Origin of the sequence: Methylobacterium sp. Leaf466 (assembly GCF_001425565.1) — a bacterium.
GTDB lineage: Bacteria > Pseudomonadota > Alphaproteobacteria > Rhizobiales > Beijerinckiaceae > Methylobacterium.
Map to the genome: position 1 here is coordinate 59,313 of NZ_LMRC01000032.1, position 16,471 is coordinate 75,783.

General features: G+C 73.5%; 14 protein-coding genes. 5 read left to right on the forward strand and 9 right to left on the reverse strand.

Annotation, left to right across the window (positions count from 1 at the left end; genetic code table 11):
* Positions 1–28: 28 nt before the first annotated feature.
* Positions 29–1,369, forward strand: a complete 1,341-nt coding sequence (locus ASG59_RS14045) for a glutamate--tRNA ligase (RefSeq protein ID WP_056409470.1) — start codon at positions 29–31, stop codon at positions 1,367–1,369.
* Between the two features lie 9 nt (positions 1,370–1,378).
* On the opposite strand, the gene ASG59_RS14050 is transcribed toward ASG59_RS14045, so the two are convergent.
* From ASG59_RS14050 to ASG59_RS14060, 3 genes are all read right to left on the reverse strand, one after another.
* Positions 1,379–2,329 (reverse strand): prephenate/arogenate dehydrogenase family protein, encoded by a 951-nt coding sequence (locus ASG59_RS14050; protein WP_056409472.1) that lies wholly within the window; start codon positions 2,327–2,329, stop codon positions 1,379–1,381.
* Positions 2,319–3,461, reverse strand: coding sequence for a histidinol-phosphate transaminase (locus ASG59_RS14055; protein ID WP_056409475.1), 1,143 nt, complete (start codon positions 3,459–3,461; stop codon positions 2,319–2,321). Before ASG59_RS14055 ends, ASG59_RS14050 begins: the two co-directional genes overlap by 11 nt.
* Positions 3,462–3,576: 115 nt before the next feature.
* A complete protein-coding gene (locus ASG59_RS14060) occupies positions 3,577–4,425 on the reverse strand; it encodes a chorismate mutase (RefSeq protein WP_056409477.1) in 849 nt (282 codons plus the stop codon).
* A gap of 290 nt (positions 4,426–4,715) precedes the next feature.
* On the opposite strand from ASG59_RS14060, the gene ASG59_RS14065 reads away from it, so the two are divergent.
* From ASG59_RS14065 to ASG59_RS14080, 4 genes are all read left to right on the forward strand, one after another.
* Positions 4,716–5,963, forward strand: a complete 1,248-nt coding sequence (locus ASG59_RS14065) for a homoserine O-acetyltransferase (protein WP_056409479.1) — start codon at positions 4,716–4,718, stop codon at positions 5,961–5,963.
* A 115-nt stretch (positions 5,964–6,078) separates the two neighbouring features.
* On the forward strand, positions 6,079–6,768 hold the full coding sequence (gene metW / locus ASG59_RS14070; protein WP_055880476.1) for a methionine biosynthesis protein MetW: 690 nt from the start codon (positions 6,079–6,081) through the stop codon (positions 6,766–6,768).
* Positions 6,769–6,963: 195 nt separating this feature from the next.
* Positions 6,964–7,791 (forward strand): FAD binding domain-containing protein, encoded by an 828-nt coding sequence (locus tag ASG59_RS14075; RefSeq protein ID WP_056409481.1) that lies wholly within the window; start codon positions 6,964–6,966, stop codon positions 7,789–7,791.
* Positions 7,788–10,592: a molybdopterin-dependent oxidoreductase gene (locus tag ASG59_RS14080; protein WP_056409482.1), complete on the forward strand. Its 2,805-nt coding sequence runs from the start codon at positions 7,788–7,790 to the stop codon at positions 10,590–10,592. The genes ASG59_RS14075 and ASG59_RS14080 overlap by 4 nt, the downstream gene beginning before the upstream one ends.
* On the opposite strand, the gene ASG59_RS14085 is transcribed toward ASG59_RS14080, so the two are convergent.
* From ASG59_RS14085 to ASG59_RS14110, 6 genes are all read right to left on the reverse strand, one after another.
* On the reverse strand, positions 10,580–12,004 hold the full coding sequence (locus tag ASG59_RS14085; protein WP_156399258.1) for a mannose-1-phosphate guanylyltransferase/mannose-6-phosphate isomerase: 1,425 nt from the start codon (positions 12,002–12,004) through the stop codon (positions 10,580–10,582). The genes ASG59_RS14080 and ASG59_RS14085 overlap by 13 nt on opposite strands.
* A 38-nt stretch (positions 12,005–12,042) precedes the next feature.
* Entirely contained in the window at positions 12,043–13,044 is a 1,002-nt protein-coding gene (locus ASG59_RS14090; RefSeq protein WP_056409674.1) for a GDP-mannose 4,6-dehydratase, read from the reverse strand.
* A gap of 68 nt (positions 13,045–13,112) precedes the next feature.
* Positions 13,113–14,096 carry a GDP-mannose 4,6-dehydratase gene (gene gmd, locus ASG59_RS14095; RefSeq protein ID WP_056281456.1) on the reverse strand — a complete coding sequence of 328 codons (984 nt, stop codon included), beginning with the start codon at positions 14,094–14,096 and terminating at the stop codon, positions 13,113–13,115.
* A 212-nt stretch (positions 14,097–14,308) separates the two neighbouring features.
* Positions 14,309–14,665, reverse strand: coding sequence for a 4-fold beta flower protein (locus ASG59_RS14100; protein ID WP_055880497.1), 357 nt, complete (start codon positions 14,663–14,665; stop codon positions 14,309–14,311).
* An 88-nt stretch (positions 14,666–14,753) separates the two neighbouring features.
* Positions 14,754–15,386, reverse strand: coding sequence for an alpha/beta hydrolase (locus tag ASG59_RS14105; RefSeq protein WP_056409486.1), 633 nt, complete (start codon positions 15,384–15,386; stop codon positions 14,754–14,756).
* Positions 15,387–15,456: 70 nt separating this feature from the next.
* The gene (locus ASG59_RS14110; RefSeq protein WP_056409488.1) at positions 15,457–16,398 is read right to left on the reverse strand and encodes a ring-cleaving dioxygenase; all 942 of its coding nucleotides are present in this window, start codon (positions 16,396–16,398) and stop codon (positions 15,457–15,459) included.
* Positions 16,399–16,471: the final 73 nt, after the last annotated feature.

The following is a 16,471-nucleotide window of genomic DNA, read 5'->3' on the forward strand; positions in this document are numbered from 1 at the left end:
AGGCCGGGGAATCGGCTAGAGAGCGGGCATGACCGCTCCCCTCGTCCGCTTCGCGCCCTCGCCCACCGGCTACCTGCACATCGGCAACGCCCGGCCGGCGCTCCTCAACGCGCTGTTCGCCCTGCGCCACGGCGGGCGCTTCCTCTTGCGCCTCGACGACACCGACGCGGAGCGCTCCACGGACGTCTTCGCCGATGCCATCGCCGAGGACCTGGCCTGGCTCGGCATCGTGCCCGACCTCGTCGCCCGCCAGTCCGACCGGGCGGCGATCCACGACGCGGCGGCCGAGCGCCTCAAGGCGATGGGCCGGCTCTACCCGGCCTACGAGACCCAGGACGAGCTGGAGCGCCGCCGCCGGCGCCAGCTCGGCCGCGGCCAGCCGCCGCTCTACGACCGCGCCGCCCTCGAACTCACCGAAGCCGATCGCGCGGCCCTGGAGGCGGAGGGGCGCAGGCCGCACTGGCGCTTCAGGCTCGACCACAGGAGCGTGACCTGGACCGACCTCGTGCGCGGGCCGGCCCACGTCGACTGCGCCTCGCTGTCGGACCCGGTGCTGATCCGCGCCGACGGCAGCTACCTCTACACCCTGCCCTCCGTGGTGGACGATGCCGAGATGGGCGTCACCCACGTCATCCGAGGCGAGGACCACGTCACCAACACCGGCGTGCAGGTGCAGATCTTCGAGGCGCTGGGGCACCCGGTGCCGGTGTTCGGCCACCACAACCTGCTCACCACCATCGACGGCGAGGGCCTGTCGAAGCGCCTCGGCCACCTCTCGCTGCGGGGGCTTCGCGACGAGGGGTTCGAGCCGGCGGCCGTGCGCTCGCTGGCGGTGCTGACGGGCTCGGCCGAAGCGGTGCGGGCGGTGGCCACGATGGACGAGCTCGCGGCGTTGACCGACCTGGCGCAGATCTCGCGGGCGCCCGCCAAGTTCGACCCGCACGAGCTCGACGGGCTCAACGCCCGCCTGATCCACGCCATGCCCTACGCGCAGGCCAGCGAGCGTCTGCTGGCGCTGGGCGTGCCGGACGACCGCGCCGAGGCGTTCTGGCTCGCGGTGCGGGCCAACCTCGCCAAGGTTGCCGAGGCCGGCGACTGGTGGCGGGTGGTGGCCGGGCCGGTGACCCCGGTCGTCCCCGACCCCGGCTTCGTCGCCGCCGCCCTCGCCGTCCTGCCGCCCGCGCCCTGGGACGGCGAGACCTGGAAGGTCTGGACCGGGGCGGTGAAGGCCGCCACCGGCGCCAAGGGCAAGGCCCTGTTCATGCCGCTGCGCCTGGCGCTCACCGGCCTCGAACACGGGCCGGACCTCGCCGGACTGCTGCCGCTGATCGGCCGGGAGGCGGTGGTGGCGCGGCTGTCGGGCGAGTAGGCCCGCCGGTCACCCCTCGCCGGTCTTGCCCCGCTCGGCCCGGCTGCGGCCGAAGTCCGGTTCGGCGGTCTCCTGGCCCTGGGCGACGATGCCCCGGCGGATGGCGCGGGTGCGGGTGAACAGGGCGTGGAGCGCGTCGCCGTCGCCCCAGCGGATGGCGCGGGCCAGGGCCGAGAGGTCCTCGTTGAAGCGGCCCAGCATCTCCAGCACCGCGTCCTTGTTGGCGAGGAACACGTCTCGCCACATGGTCGGGTCGGAGGCGGCGATGCGGGTGAAATCGCGAAACCCGCCGGCCGAGAACTTGATCACCTCCGATTGCGTCACCGCCTCGAGGTCGGCGGCGGTGCCGACGATGTTGTAGGCGATGAGGTGGGGGACGTGGCTGGTGATGGCGAGCACGAGGTCGTGGTGCTCGGCCGTCATGGTCTCGACGATGGCGCCGATCCCCTCCCAGAACGCCTGCACCCGCGCCGCCGCGCCCGCGTCGCCCTCGGGCAACGGGGTGAGGATGCACCAGCGCCCGGAGAACAGGGTCGAGAAGCCGGCGTCCGGCCCCGAGTATTCCGTGCCCGCCACCGGGTGGGCCGGCACGAAATGGACACCGGGCCCCAGATGGGGCGCGACGGCGGCCACCACCGCCACCTTCACCGAGCCGACGTCGGAGACCACCGTGCCGGGCGCGAGATGCCCGGCCATGGCCTCGGCCACCGCGCCCGCCGCCCCCACCGGCACGCACAGGATCACGAGGTCGGCCTGTGCCACCCCTGCCACAAGGTCGTCGGTGGCGACATCGGCGATGCCGAGCGCCCGCACCCGCTCGAGCACGGCCGCGTCGCGGTCGATCGCCACGATGGTCTCGACCATGCCGTAGTGCCGGGCCGCCCGGGCGATGGACGAGCCGATCAGCCCGAGGCCGACGATGGCCAGGCGCCGGAACGGGGCCGGCGCCTCAGCGGGCACGGGTCTCGTCCATGAAGGCGGCGAGCGCGGACAGGAACGCCTCGTTGGCGGCCTGCGAACCGATGGTGACGCGCAGGGAGCCGGGCAGGCCGTAGGCCGAGACGCGGCGCACGATGATCCCGCGCTCGGTCAGGAACGCATCGGCGTCGGCCGCCGAGCGGCCCGGCGCATCGGGGAAATGGACCAGCACGAAGTTGGCGACACTCGGGGTGATGGCCAGGCCCAGGGCGCGCACGCCCTCGCCGACCCGGGCGAGCCAGGCGTCGTTGTGGGCGATCGCCGCGGCGACGTGGTCCTCGTCGGCGATGGCCGCCGCCCCGGCGGCGATGGCCAGCCCGGACAGGTTGAACGGACCCCGGATGCGGTTGACCGCGTCGGCCACCTCGGGCGGGGCCACCATCCAGCCGATGCGCAGGGAGGCGAGGCCGTGGATCTTCGAGAAGGTCCGCGTCGTCACCACGTTCCGCGCCTCGTGCACGAGGGCGAGCCCGGCCTCGTAGTCGGCCGCCCCGACGTATTCGGCATAGGCCCCGTCGAGCACCAGCAGCACCCGCGGCGGCAGGCCCGCGTGCAGGCGCCGGACCTCGCAGAACGGCAGGTAGGTGCCGGTGGGGTTGTTGGGGTTGGCCAGATACACGATGCGCGTGCGCGGGGTCACCGCGGCCAGGATCGCGTCGACGTCGGCCGTCAGGTCGCGCTCGGGCACCACCACCGGGGTGCCGCCCGCCGCCAGGATGGCGATGCGGTACACGAGGAAGCCGTGCTCGGTGTAGATCCCCTCGTCGCCCGCCTCCAGGAAGGCGTAGGCCAGGAACGACAGCAGCTCGTCCGAGCCCGCACCGCAGACGATGCGGGCCGGATCGAGGCGATAGCGGTCGGCGATGGCTTGGCGCAGCCGCGTGGCGTTGCCGTCGGGATAGAGGGCGAGCTTGCCCGCCGCCTCCGACAGCGCGGCGATGGCCCTGGGGCTCGGGCCGAGCGGCGTCTCGTTGGAGGAGAGCTTGTGGACCGGATGCGCGCCCGGCGCCCCGCTCTTCTCGGGGCCGCTCTTGCCGGGCACATAGGCCTCGATGGCGAGCACCCCGGGGCGGGGCAGCGGGCGGGCGGCGGACGGGTCTGCGGGAACGGTCATGTCGGGATACGGCGCCGGAACGAGGGCGAAGCCGTTCCTCTAGCGCATTTCGTGAGGCCGTGGACACCGGCGGCGACGGGAAAGAATCGCCGCAGCTCCGACCGGGCGGGACGCCCTACACCCGGAACCGCGCCGCGTGGCTGCCGACCTCGTCGAGGCTCTGCGGGGCGGCACCGGCGCGCTCCAGGGTCTCGCGCAGCTGGCGCGGGCCGGCGCCGCCGGGAACCGCGAGGAGGAGGCTGAGGCCGTCGCGGGCCACCACCTCGCCGTAGAGGTCCTGCAGCGCGCGCTCCGCCTGGGGCGTCCAGGCCGCGACCCGCAGGGCGTGGAGCACCCAGTCGCGCTGCGCGGCGGCCGGGTCGTCGAGGGGGTTGGAGATCACGAACACCGGGGTCCCGGCCGGGTGGGTCGGCCGCTCGATGAAGGGCAGGCGGGCAATCACCTTGGGCCGGCCCTCGCCCACCAGCCCCTCCCACCACGGCGCGGCGCCCGAGGCCGGGGCATCCTCGGAATCGAGGCGGAAGATGCCCAGGTCGCCGCGGGAGGCCGCCACCGCCTCGATGACCGCGAGGCAGGTGGGATGCGGCCGGTAGGGCACCGTGAAGCCGAAGTGGAACCGGGCGGAATCGCGCATCGGCGCGTCGCCGCCCGAGACGTCGGCGTGGACGCCGAACGGCGCCTGGACGTAGGTGAAGGTGGCGATGATGACCCGCCAGATCCCCTCCACGGTGTCGAGGGGCAGGAGCCCGCGATGGCGCTCGGCCACCCGCCGCATCATCCCGGCCTCGCGGCCGGGCCGGAAGGCGGAGCCCGAGGCCGAGGTCTTCTTGACCGCGATCAGCCGGTCGATGATCGACCCGCGCTGGATCAGCAGGGCGTGCATCTCCGCGTCGATGCGGTCGATCTCGGCGCGCAGGGAGGCGAGATCGTCGAGGGGCGGCGCGGGTCTCGTGAAAAAGCGCATGCGAGGAAACGCGGGTCCGGGGCGGGGGACGAGTGGTCGGCGCGTGAGAGGCCGCCGGGCCCGTGTGCGGGACCCTGCTCGGGGGCCTTGCTTAGGGAATTGCGCGAGCGAGGGCCAGTGCGGGGAGCGATCCTGCCCGGCAAACGGCCTTTTGCCGGGGCGGGGGCCTTTCGTTGACGCCCGCAGGGGCGCACATTACCTCGCGTGACACCCGTTGCGGGCAGACCGGCTCGTGCCGGCCGGCGCTCGACGCCCAAAACCCGAGACGGACGGAACCGTCAAGACCCGCCATGGACACTTCCCTCGATCCCGCCACGGCACCGGGCGCCCCCGTGGACGACGTTTCCGCGCGGGACCCGTCGCAGCCGGTCGACCCCAGGAGCCGGGATCCCAAAAGCGCCGATCCCAAAAGCACCGATCCCAAAAGCCCGGTGGCGCTGTTCGGGGCGGACGAGCCGCTGGCCATGGACGCGGGGGTGGCGCTGGCGCCGTTCCGCATCGCCTACCAGACCGCGGGCACCCTCAACGCGGCGCGCACCAACGCGGTGCTGATCTGCCACGCGCTCACCGGCGACCAGCATTTCGCCCACACCCATCCGCTCACCGGCAAGCCCGGCTGGTGGGAGACCCTGGTGGGCCCGGGCAAGCCGGTGGATACGGATCGCTACTTCGTGATCTGCTCCAACGTGATCGGCTCCTGCATGGGCTCCACCGGTCCGGCCTCCCTCGACCCGGCCACCGGCCGGGCCTACGGGCTCGATTTCCCGCTGGTGACCATCCGCGACATGGTGCGCGCCCAGGCGATGCTCCTCGACCGGCTCGGCATCCCCGACCTGTTCCTGTGCATCGGCGGGTCGATGGGCGGGATGCAGGTGCTGCAATGGGCGGCGAGCTACCCCAAGCGGGTGTTCGCGGCGATGCCCATCGCCACCGGAGCCCGGCACTCGGCCCAGAACATCGCCTTCCACGAGGTCGGCCGCCAGGCGATCATGGCCGACCCGGCCTGGGCGGAGGGGCGCTACCTCGAAGAGGGCACGCGCCCGGCCAAGGGGCTCGGCGTCGCCCGCATGGGCGCCCACATCACCTACCTCTCGGAGCCGGCGCTGCACCGCAAGTTCGGCCGCCGCTTCCAGGGCGGCTCGGCCCCGACCTTCTCCTTCAACGCCGACTTCCAGATCGAGAGCTACCTGCGCCACCAGGGCCTGAGCTTCGTCGAGCGGTTCGACGCCAACGCCTACCTCTACCTCACCCGCGCCATGGACTACTTCGACCTCGCCGCCGATCACGGCGGGGTCCTGGCCAAGGCGTTCCAGGGAACGAAGACGCGGTTCTGCGTGATGTCCTTCACCTCCGACTGGCTGTTCCCCACCGCCGACTCGCGGGCGATCGTGCATGCGCTCAACGCGGCCTCGGCGGCGGTCGCCTTCGTCGAGGTCGAGAGCGACAAGGGCCACGACGCCTTCCTCCTCGACGAGCCGGTGATGTTCAACGCCGCCAGGGGGTTCATCGACGCCGCCGCCCGGGCGCGCGGGCTGTGAGAGTGGCCTCGAGACCGCCCGGAACGCGTCGTCCCGCCCACCTCCTCATCCTAAGGTGCCGCGTGAGCGGCCTCGGGAGGAGGGAGCGGGACGGAACGCCGGCGGGTGCCGCCTCATGACGATGAGCCGCTCCCCATCCCTTTCCCCCGCCCCCTGGCAGGGCATCGGCGCACTGCCGCATGACGACGGCGCGCGCATCGATCACCTGATCGTGCTCGGCCTGGTGCCGCCCAACGCCCGGGTGCTCGACATCGGCTGCGGCGACGGTTCGCTGCTGGCGCTCCTGCGCGACCGGCGCGGGGTCGATGGGCGCGGCATCGAATTGTCGCGCGAGGGCGTCAACGCGTGCCTGGCCCGCGGCCTGCCGGTGATCCAGGGCGACGCCGACACCGACCTCGAGAACTACCCCGACGACGCCTTCGACGTGGTGGTCCTGTCCCAGACGATCCAGGCGACGCGCAACCCGCGCATCGTCCTCGAACACCTGCTGCGGATCGGCCGGCAGGTGGTGATCTCGTTCCCGAACTTCGGGCATTGGCGGGTGCGGGCCGAACTGGGGTTTCGCGGGCGCATGCCGGTGACGACCCTGATGCCGGAGGCCTGGTACGAGACCCAGAACATCCACCATTGCACCATCCGCGACTTCGTCGGTCTGTGCCGGGTGGTCGGCGCCCGCATCGAGACCGCCCAGGCCCTGAACGCCAGGGGCCGGCCGATGCGCTTTGCCATGCCGTGGTGGGTGTGGAACTTGATGGGTGCGCAGGGGGTGTTCCTGCTGCGCCGGGGCGAACCCGGCCCGACCTGAGGCCGCCCGCGTTCCACGTGAAAACTCGGGCGTCGGCCCGACGCTTCACGGGCGGACCGGGCAAGGACCTTGCATCGGATCGCGTACCGGGACCGGCGTCCTGCGCAGCTCGGTTCCCGCGCGGCCGGCGGCGTGAAGGTCTCTCCCCTCCCCGCGAGGCGGCGATCGAGGCGGCAGGGTAGGAGGGGGAGCGCCTTGGACCTGAACACCATCGCGGCCGTCGCGACGCCCCGGTCGCGGGAGGAACTGACCGGCTGGCGGCCGGGCGACGCCTGGCTCGCGGGCGGGACGTGGCTGTTCTCGCAAGCCCAGCCGGCCCTGACCCGGCTCGTCGACCTCACCCGCCTCGGCTGGCCGGATCACGCGATCAGCGACGAGGGCCTGTCGTTGGCGGCGACCTGCACCATCGCCGCCCTCGACCGGATCGAGCTGCCGCCCGCCTGGGTCGCCGCCCCCCTGGTCGGGCGCTGCTGCCGGGCGTTGCTCGGGTCGTTCAAGATCTGGACCCTGGCCACGGTCGGCGGCAACGTCTGCCTGGCGCTGCCGGCCGCCCCGATGATCGCCCTGGCGACGGCCCTGGAGAGCACCTGCGTGGTCTGGACGCCCGACGGCGGCGAGCGCAGGGTCGGCATCCTCGATTTCGTGGTGGGCGCCCAAACGGTGGCCCTGGCACCGGGCGAGGTCCTGCGCCGCATCGACCTGCCGGCGGCGGCCCTGCGGCGGCGGACCGCGTTCCGGCAGGTGTCGCTCAGCCCCAACGGCCGTTCGGGCGCCCTGCTCGTCGGTACGCTGGACGCTGACGGCGGCGTCGCCCTCACGGTGACGGCCGCGACCCGGCGGCCGTTCCGCCTCGCCTTTCCGGCCTGCCCGGAGGCGGGGGCGTTGCGGGAGGCCATCGCGGCCGCGATCCCCGAGGCGGCCTATCACGACGACGTCCACGGCGCGCCGGACTGGCGCCGGCACATGACCCTGGTGCTGGCCGAGGAGATCCGCGCCGAGATGGCGAGGGAGGGACGGGCATGATCCTCACCGTCAACGGCGAGGTGCGAGAGGCCGCGCCGCGCCCCGGCCAGTGCCTGCGCACGCTTTTGCGCGAGCACGGCTGGTACGGGGTCAAGAAGGGCTGCGACGCCGGCGATTGCGGCGCCTGCACCGTCCACCTCGACGGCGAGCCGGTCCACTCCTGCCTCGTCCCGGCGTTCCGGGCCGAGGGCCGGGCGATCACCACCATCGAGGGGTTGGCCGGCTCATGCCGGCCGGGCGAGGGGCTGGCCGGCTCATGCCGGCCGGGCGAGGGGCTGGCCGGCCCGTGCCGGCCGGGCGAGGGCCCGCCGGCGGTGCTGCACCCGATGCAGGAGGCGTTCCTGGCCGCTCAAGGCTTCCAGTGCGGCTTCTGCACGCCGGGCATGATCATGACGGCCGCCGCCCTCGACCAGGGCCAGCGCCGGGATCTGGCCACCGCCCTCAAGGGCAACCTGTGCCGCTGCACCGGCTACCGGGCGATCGGCGACGCCATCGCCGGGATCGGCCACGTCGACCGGGACACCGATGGGGCGGCCGACCCGTGCGGGCGCAACCTCCCCGCCCCGGCCGGCGCGGCGGTGGTCTCGGGCACCGCCCGCTACACCCTCGACGTTCCGCTGGAGGGCATGCTGCACATGAAGGTGCTGCGCTCGCCCCATGCCCATGCCCGCGTCCTGCGCATCGACCGGGCCGCCGCCCTGGCCGTGCCCGGCGTGGTCGCGGTCCTCACCCACGATGACGCGCCGGCGAAGCGCTTCTCCACCGGCCGCCACCAGGACCCGCTGGACGACGCCAGCGACACGCGGGTGCTCGATGATGTGGTGCGCTTCGTCGGCCAGCGCGTGGCGGCGGTGGTGGCGCTGGGCGAGGCGGCGGCCGAGGCCGGCTGCGCCGCCCTCGTCGTCGACTACGCGGTGCGCCCGGCGGTGTTCGACCCGCGAGCCGCCCTCATGCCCGAGGCGCCGCCGGTCCACGCCAGGCCCGGCGTCGCCGCCGGCCCCCACCCCAACCTCGCTGCGGAAGTCCACGGCGAGATCGGCGACGTCGCGGCGGGTTTTTCGCAGGCCGACCTGATCCACGAGGGCACCTACGTCTCGCAAAGGGTGCAGCACGCCCATCTCGAGACCCACGCCGCCATCGGCTGGCGGGACGCGGCCGGCCGCCTGGTGATCCGCTCGAGCACCCAGGTGCCGTTCCTGACCCGCGACGCCCTGGCCGACCTGTTCGACCTCGCGCCCGAGGCGGTGCGGGTGGTCTGCGGCCGGGTCGGGGGCGGATTCGGCGGCAAGCAGGAGATGCTGACGGAAGACCTCGTGGCGCTGGCCGTGCTCGCCACCGGCCGGCCGGTCGCCTGGGAGACGACGCGCGAGGAGCAGTTCGTGGGCGCCACCAGCCGCCATGCCATGCGGGTGGGCGTGAAGATCGGCGCCCTGCGGGACGGGACGCTCACCGCCATCGCCCTGCACGTGGTCTCCGACACCGGCGCCTACGGCAACCACGCCGGCGGCGTCATCCACCACGGCTGCAACGAGGTGATCGGGGTCTACCGCTGCCCCAACAAGCGCGTCGACGCCTACGCGGTCCACACCCACACCGTGCCCGCCGGGGCATTCCGCGGCTACGGCCTTAGCCAGACGGTGTTCGCGGTGGAATCGGCCATGGACGAGCTCGCCCGCGGCCTCGGGATCGACCCCTTCGCGATGCGGCGCCTCAACGTCGTGCGGCCCGGCGACGCCATGGTCTCCACGAGCCTGGCGCCGCACGACGTCGCCTACGGCAGCTACGGGCTCGACCAGTGCCTCGACCGGGTGGAGGAGGCCTTGGCGGCGATGCCGCCGGCCGTTCCCCCCTCCCCCGACTGGCTCACCGGCGAGGGCATGGCGATGGCGATGATCGACACCATCCCGCCGCGTGGGCATGTCGCCGAGGCGAGCGTCGCGCTCACCCCCGAGGGGCGCTACGCGCTGTCCGTCGGCACCGCCGAGTTCGGCAACGGCACCACCACCGTCCTCGGCCAGATCGCCGCCTCGGCGCTCGGCACCACGCCGGACCGGATCGCAATCCGGCAGGCCGACACCGACGCGGTCGGCCACGACACCGGCGCCTACGGCAGCACCGGCATCGTGGTGGCGGGACAGGCGAGCCTGCGCGCCGCCACCGCGCTCGCCGAGGCGATCCGGGCCGCGGCCGCCGCCCGTGCCGGGGTCGCGGCCGAGGTTTGCCGGCTCGGGATCGACGCCGTGGCGGTGCCGGGCGGCGCCGTGGCGCTCGCCGACCTGGCGCGGGAGAGCGCCCTCGTCGGGCATGGCCGGGCCGACGGGACGCCGCGCTCGGTGGCCTTCAACGTCCAGGGGTTCCGGGTGGCGGTGCACCGCCTCAGCGGCGAGGTCCGCATCCTCGACAGCGTCCAGGCGGCGGACGCGGGCCGGGTGATGAACCCGATGCAGTGCCGCGGCCAGATCGAGGGCGGCGTGGCGCAGGCCCTGGGGGCGGCCCTCTACGAGGACATGCGGATCGACGACGCGGGCGCGGTGACGACGCGGACGTTGCGCGACTACCACGTCCCGTCCTTCGCCGACGTGCCCCGCACCACGGTGCTGTTCGCCGACACCCACGACGGCATCGGGCCGCTCGGCGCCAAGTCGATGAGCGAGAGCCCGTTCAACCCGGTCGCCCCGGCTCTGGCCAACGCCATCCGCGACGCCACCGGCGCCCGCCTCACCCAGACCCCCTTCGCCCCCGACCGGATTTTTCGCGCGGTGATGGCGGGCGGATCGGGATCTCGGGCTCAGCGCCCGTAGATGTCCTCGACGCGGACGATGTCGTCCTCGCCGGTGTAGGAGCCGACCTGGACCTCGATGAGTTCCAGCGGGATCTTGCCCGGGTTGGTGAGGCGGTGCATCGCGCCGATCGGCAGGTAGATCGCCTCGTTCTCGTGGACGAGGGCGACGCTGCCGTTGAGGGTGACCTCGGCGGTGCCGCGCACCACCACCCAGTGCTCGGCCCGGTGGAAATGCTTCTGCAGGGAGAGCCGCCCGCCCGGGGTCACCATGATGCGCTTAACCTGGAAGCGCTCGCCGATGTCGATGCGCTGGTACCAGCCCCACGGGCGGTAGATCCGGCGATGGGCGTCCGCCTCCGGATGCGCCTTGTCGCGCAGGACCGTGACGAGGTCCTTGACGAGGCCGGAGCGGGCCTTGGAGGTGACGAGCACCGCGTCGGCGGTGGTCACCACCACCACGTCGTCGAGGCCGACCACCGTGGTCAGGTGCTCGCCCTCGCTGTGGACGAGGCTGCCGCGGGTGTGGAGCAGCTCGACCCGCCCGCGCACGGCGTTGCCGTCCGGGTCCTTGTCGAGCACGGACCAGACCGCGTCCCAGGTGCCGACGTCCGACCACGGGAACGAGACCGGCAGGACGCCGGCATGGGTGGTGCGTTCCATCACCGCGTAGTCGATGGAGGTCTTGGGCGCGCGGGAAAAGGCCGAGGCGTCGAGGCGGATGAAGTCGAGGTCGCGGGTCGCCTGCGCCAGGGCGCCCTCGGCGGCCTCCAGGATCTCGGGGACGTGCGCGCGCAATTCGGCGATCATCACGTCGGCGCGGAACAGGAAGTAGCCGGAGTTCCACAGCGCCCCGTCGGCGATCAGCGCCTCGGCACCGGCCGCGTCCGGCTTCTCGACGAAGCGCGCGACGGTGCAGGCCGCGCCGTCGCCCTCCAGCGGGCGGCCCCGGCGGATGTAGCCGTAGTCGGTGGCCGGCCGCGTCGGCTCGATGCCCAGGGTCATGATGTAGCCGGCCCGCGCGCCCTCGGCCGCCGCCCGCGCCGCCGCGGCGAAGGCGGCGGTGTCGCCGATGACGTGGTCGGCGGCCATGATCAGCACCACCGCGTCCGCCGCGGTGGCCGCGGCGTGCAGGGCGGCCACCGCCACGGCGGCGGCGGAATCGCGCCGTTCGGGCTCGAGCAGGATGTCGGCGGCGATGCCGGCCTGGGCGAGCTGCTCGGCGACGATGAAGCGGGCGTCGCTGGAGGTGATCACCGTGGGCCGCCCGAAGCTCGCCGCGTCGCCGACGCGCCGGGCGGTCTCCTGGAAGGTCGAGCTCGCCGGGCTCACCAGGGCGGTGAACTGCTTGGGCATGCTCTCGCGGGAGGCCGGCCACAGGCGCGTGCCCGAGCCGCCGCACAGGATCACCGGGAGGATCAGGGGAGTGGGCATGTCCGTCATCACCGAGCCTTCGTCTGGAGCGCGCGTCGTCATGGAGGGGTCACCGGCCGGGTCGGGTCCGCGCCGACGCGGCGGCGGGCATCCTCCAGGACGGACAGAAGGGTATCCTCCCAGGGCACGGCCGGCGTCCAGCCGATCGCCGCCGTGAGGGCGGCGGCGCTGCCGCTGGCCACCGGGATCTGGGACGGCCGCATCCGCTCGGGCGCGACCCGGACCTCGAAGGGCCGCCGCGACAGCCGGCGCAGGGCCTCGAGGATGTCGCCGATCCGGCGCGCCTCGCCCGAGGCGATGTTGAACACCGACAGGCCGGGCAGGCCCTCGGCCTTCTCGACGAGGGCCACGTAGGCGCAGACGACGTCGCGGACGTCGAGGAAGTCGCGCCGCGCGTCGAGGTCGCCGACCGCGATCACCGGGGGCGTCACCCCGGCCTCGATCCGGGCGATCTGCGCGGCGAAGGAGGGAACGACGAAGCGCTCGTCCTGGCCCGGGCCGCTGTGGTTGAACGGCCGCATCAGCACGACCCGGTGGCCACCCCCGTGCAGGATGTCGGTCAGCACCTCCTCGCCGACCCGCTTGGTGCGGGCATAGGTGCCGGCGGGCTGCGGCGGGGTCGCCTCGTTCACGGGACAGCCATCGAGGAAGGCGCGTCCGTAGACCTCGCCGGTGCTCGCGAAGAAGAAGCGTGCCCCCGGCGCCAGGTCGGCGACGGCCTCGGCCAGGGTGACGAGGTCGCCGACGTTGGCCCGCCAGGTGCCCGCGCGCGCGCCTTCCGACTGCTGGACCGAAGACGCCGCCGCCAGGTGGAGCACGTCGGTGGGCCGGAACGCGCCGATCACGTCCCGGACCGCCGCGCCGTCGGCGAGGTCGGTGTCGCGATAGGCCATCGGCGGCGCGGGGATGCCCGGGACAGGGGCGGCCGCCGCCGTTCTCCCGATTCCCAGGAGGCACGCATCGGGAAAGGCCCGCACGAAGGCGGGGGCGGCGTGGCGCCCGACGAACCCGTTGATGCCGGTGACGAGGATGCGCCTCACGTCGTCGTCCTCCGCTCCATAGCCCGTCTGCGTTCGTCCGATGACACCGAACGGTCCCGGCGCGGCCGTCACCCGGCCTTGCGCAACCGGGCGAGATCGGCGTCCACCATTTCGGTGATCATCTCCTCGAGGGTGATCTGCGCCTTCCAGCCGAAGGTCCGGTTCGCCTTGGCGGGGTCGCCGAGGAGCACGTCGACCTCCGCCGGCCGGTACAGGGCCGGGTCGACGACCACGTGGTCCTCGTGGCTCAGTCCGACGTGGCGGAAGGCGATCTCGCACATGTCGCGCACCGTGGTGGTGCGGCCGGTGGCGATGACGTAGTCGTCCGGCGTGTCCTGCTGCAGCATCAGCCACATCGCCCGGACGTAGTCCCTGGCGTGGCCCCAGTCGCGCTTGGCGTCGATGTTGCCGAGCCGCAGCTCGCCGGCGAGGCCGAGCTTGATCCGCGCCACCCCGTCGGTGACCTTGCGGGTCACGAACTCGACCCCGCGCAGGGGCGATTCGTGGTTGAACAGGATGCCGTTCGAGGCGTGGAGGTTGAAGCTCTCGCGGAAGTTCACGGTCATCCAGTGGGCGTAGAGCTTGGCGACCCCGTAGGGCGAGCGCGGATAGAACGGCGTCGCCTCGTTCTGCACTTCCTCTTGGATCAGGCCGAACATCTCGGAGGACGAGGCCTGGTAGTAGCGGGTGTCGGGCTTGAGGTTCCTGACGCATTCCAGGAGGTGGACGGCGCCGAGCCCGGTGACCTGGCCCGTCAGGATCGGCTGCTGCCACGAGGCCGTGACGAAGGATTGGGCGGCCAGGTTGTAGATCTCGTCCGGCTGGACCTGGTGCACGATCCGCGACAGGCTCGAGGGATCGATGAGGTTGCCGTCGAGCATGTGGACGTGGTCGGCGATGCCGAGCCACTTCAGGCGGTGGTCGTAGATGCCAGCGTGGCTCGAGCGACGGACGACGCCGAAGACCTCGTAGCCCTTGTCGAGCAGCAGCTGGGCCAGGTAGGCGCCGTCCTGCCCGGTCACTCCCGTGATCAATGCGCGCGGGGCTGCCATGGGACGGTCCTCAGCGGGGTTCGGGACGAAGGCCGCCGGCTCCCGACCAAAAACCGCGTCCCCTCAAGGCGTTGGATGGAGACGCATCGGCGCGTCCCGCCGTACCGGATGCCCGGGGGGCACGCAAGGGGCCGGACCATCCCGTCGGCCGGAGTCGGCACGCCCGACGATGCCGTCGTCCTCGCGACGCCGGCATCGCGAGGCGACGGGGATCAGAGCAGTTGCGAAAAGCTGCGCTCGGACCAGGACGTGCTCGACACCGGCCGGCGCGGCGGAGCCTCGCCGGTGCGGTCGGCCTTGGCCGGGCGCGGCCGGCGCGGGGCGGGCACGGCCTTGGCGAGGCGCTCGGGCTTGGCCGGGCCGCGGATCGCGTCGCTCTCGAACAGGATCGCGTGCCCGTCGAGGTCGGTGATCCAGCCGTCCTGCAGCCAGCCGATGGGGCGCCCGCCGTAGTCGACCACCATGTCGCCGTCGAGGTAGGCGGCGGGCCGCCCGTCCCAGAAGTAGAGGGATGCGCCGTCCTCGCAGAAGGCGGTCGCCCGTCCCTGTCGATCGTAGAAGGCAATCATGACGGGATCCGTGTCCGACGCGCGGGGAACCGGGCGTCCCCGTCACAAGGTAGGGCCGAACGCGGGAACGGCGAGGACGACGCCCCCGTCAGGCGGCATCCGCCTCCCGCCGCCCGAGCCAATCGGCCGCCAGCGTCGCGTCGGTCGCGGTCAGGCCGTGGCCGCCGGGCAGCACCCGGTGCTCCACCCGCGCACCGCGCTGCGCCAGCCCGGAGGCCAGGCGCCCCGCGTTCTCCTGCGGCACGATCGGGTCGGTCGCCCCCGACAGCACCAGCACCGGCAGCCCGGCGAGATCCGCCTCCGGCCAGGCGCGCAAGGGGACCATGGCGCGCAGGAGCACGGCGCCCGCGAGCACGCCGGGCCGCAGGAGCAGGGTCGCGGCGGCGATGTTGGCGCCGTTGGAGAACCCCACCGCGATCGGCCGGCCGATCCCGTAGGCGTCCCGCGCGGCGACGACGAAATCGGCGAGGTCACGAGCGCGGCGTTCCACGTCCGCCTCGTCGAACACCCCTTCGGCCAGACGCCGGAAGAAGCGCGGCATGCCCCGCTCCAGCACCGGCCCGCGCGGCGACAGCAGGGCCGCCCCGGGGGCGATCGCCCGCCCGAGCGGCAGCAGGTCGCCCTCGTCGCCCCCTGTCCCGTGGAGGAGCAGGAGGGCAGGGCGCCCCGGCACCGTGGCGGGCGCGAAGCGATGGACGAAACCGAGGGTGGCGGCGGTCATGGCGGGCTCCTGCAGGGGATTCGGCGATGTCGCCCCCGCGCCGGTCGTGGCGGCGCGGGGGCGGTCGCGGTCAGGCGAGGGCGGGCAGCACGCCTTCGATGCGGGCGCGCTGGGCCTCGAGGAAGGCCGGCAGCTTGAGCGCCCCGCCGAGGTCGGCCACCGGCTCGTCGACGGCAAAGCCCGGGACGTCGGTGGCGATCTCGAACAGGATGCCGCCGGGCTCGCGCAGGTAGACCGAGCGGAAGTACTGGCGGTCGCGCTGCTCGGTCACGGCGAGGCCGTGGTCCCGCGTGAGCCTGTCCACCATCGCCGCCTGCTCGGCATCGTCGGCCGCACGGAAGGCGATGTGGTGGACCGAGCCGGCCCCGGCCCGGCCGCGCTGTGCCTCCCCGACCCCGCGCAGGGTGACGAACCCGCCGAGATCCGCGCCGCTGGCGTAGCGCACCGCGTCGCCCTCGCGGGCGACCTCGGCAAAGCCCATCACGTCGGTGAGGATCGCCGCCGTCGGGCCGGTCTCGGCGAGCCGCAGCGTCACGCCGTGGATGCCGCGGATCGCCTCCCCGGCCGGTACCTCGCCGCCGCTGCGGGCCGGTGCCGGCCCGGCCTCGTCGACCCCCACCAGGGCGAGCGCCATGCCGTCGGGATCGGCAAAGCGCAGCACCGTGTCGCCGAAGCGGCGCACCGGCGGATCGACGGCGATGCCGTGGCCGGCCAGGCGGTCGATCCAGGCCCCGATGGCGCCGCGCGGCACCGTGAAGGCGGTCTCCTCGGTCTCGCCGGTGCCGACGTGGCCGCGGGCGGCCTGGGCGATGGGGAAGAACGTCAGGATCGTGCCGGGCCGGCCGGTCTCGTCGCCGTAGTAGAGGTGGTAGGTGCCCGGATCGTCGAAGTTGACGGTCTTCTTCACGAGCCGCAGGCCGAGCACGCGGTTGTAGAAGTCGAGGTTGCGCCGGGCCGGGCCGGACAGGGCGGTGACGTGGTGGATGCCGTGGCGGATGCCGGGGACGGACATGACGATGTCTCCTTCGAAGGGCGTTCGGTCCGGTGGGACGGACCCCGTGACGCCGATATGGAGCTTGTCAGGA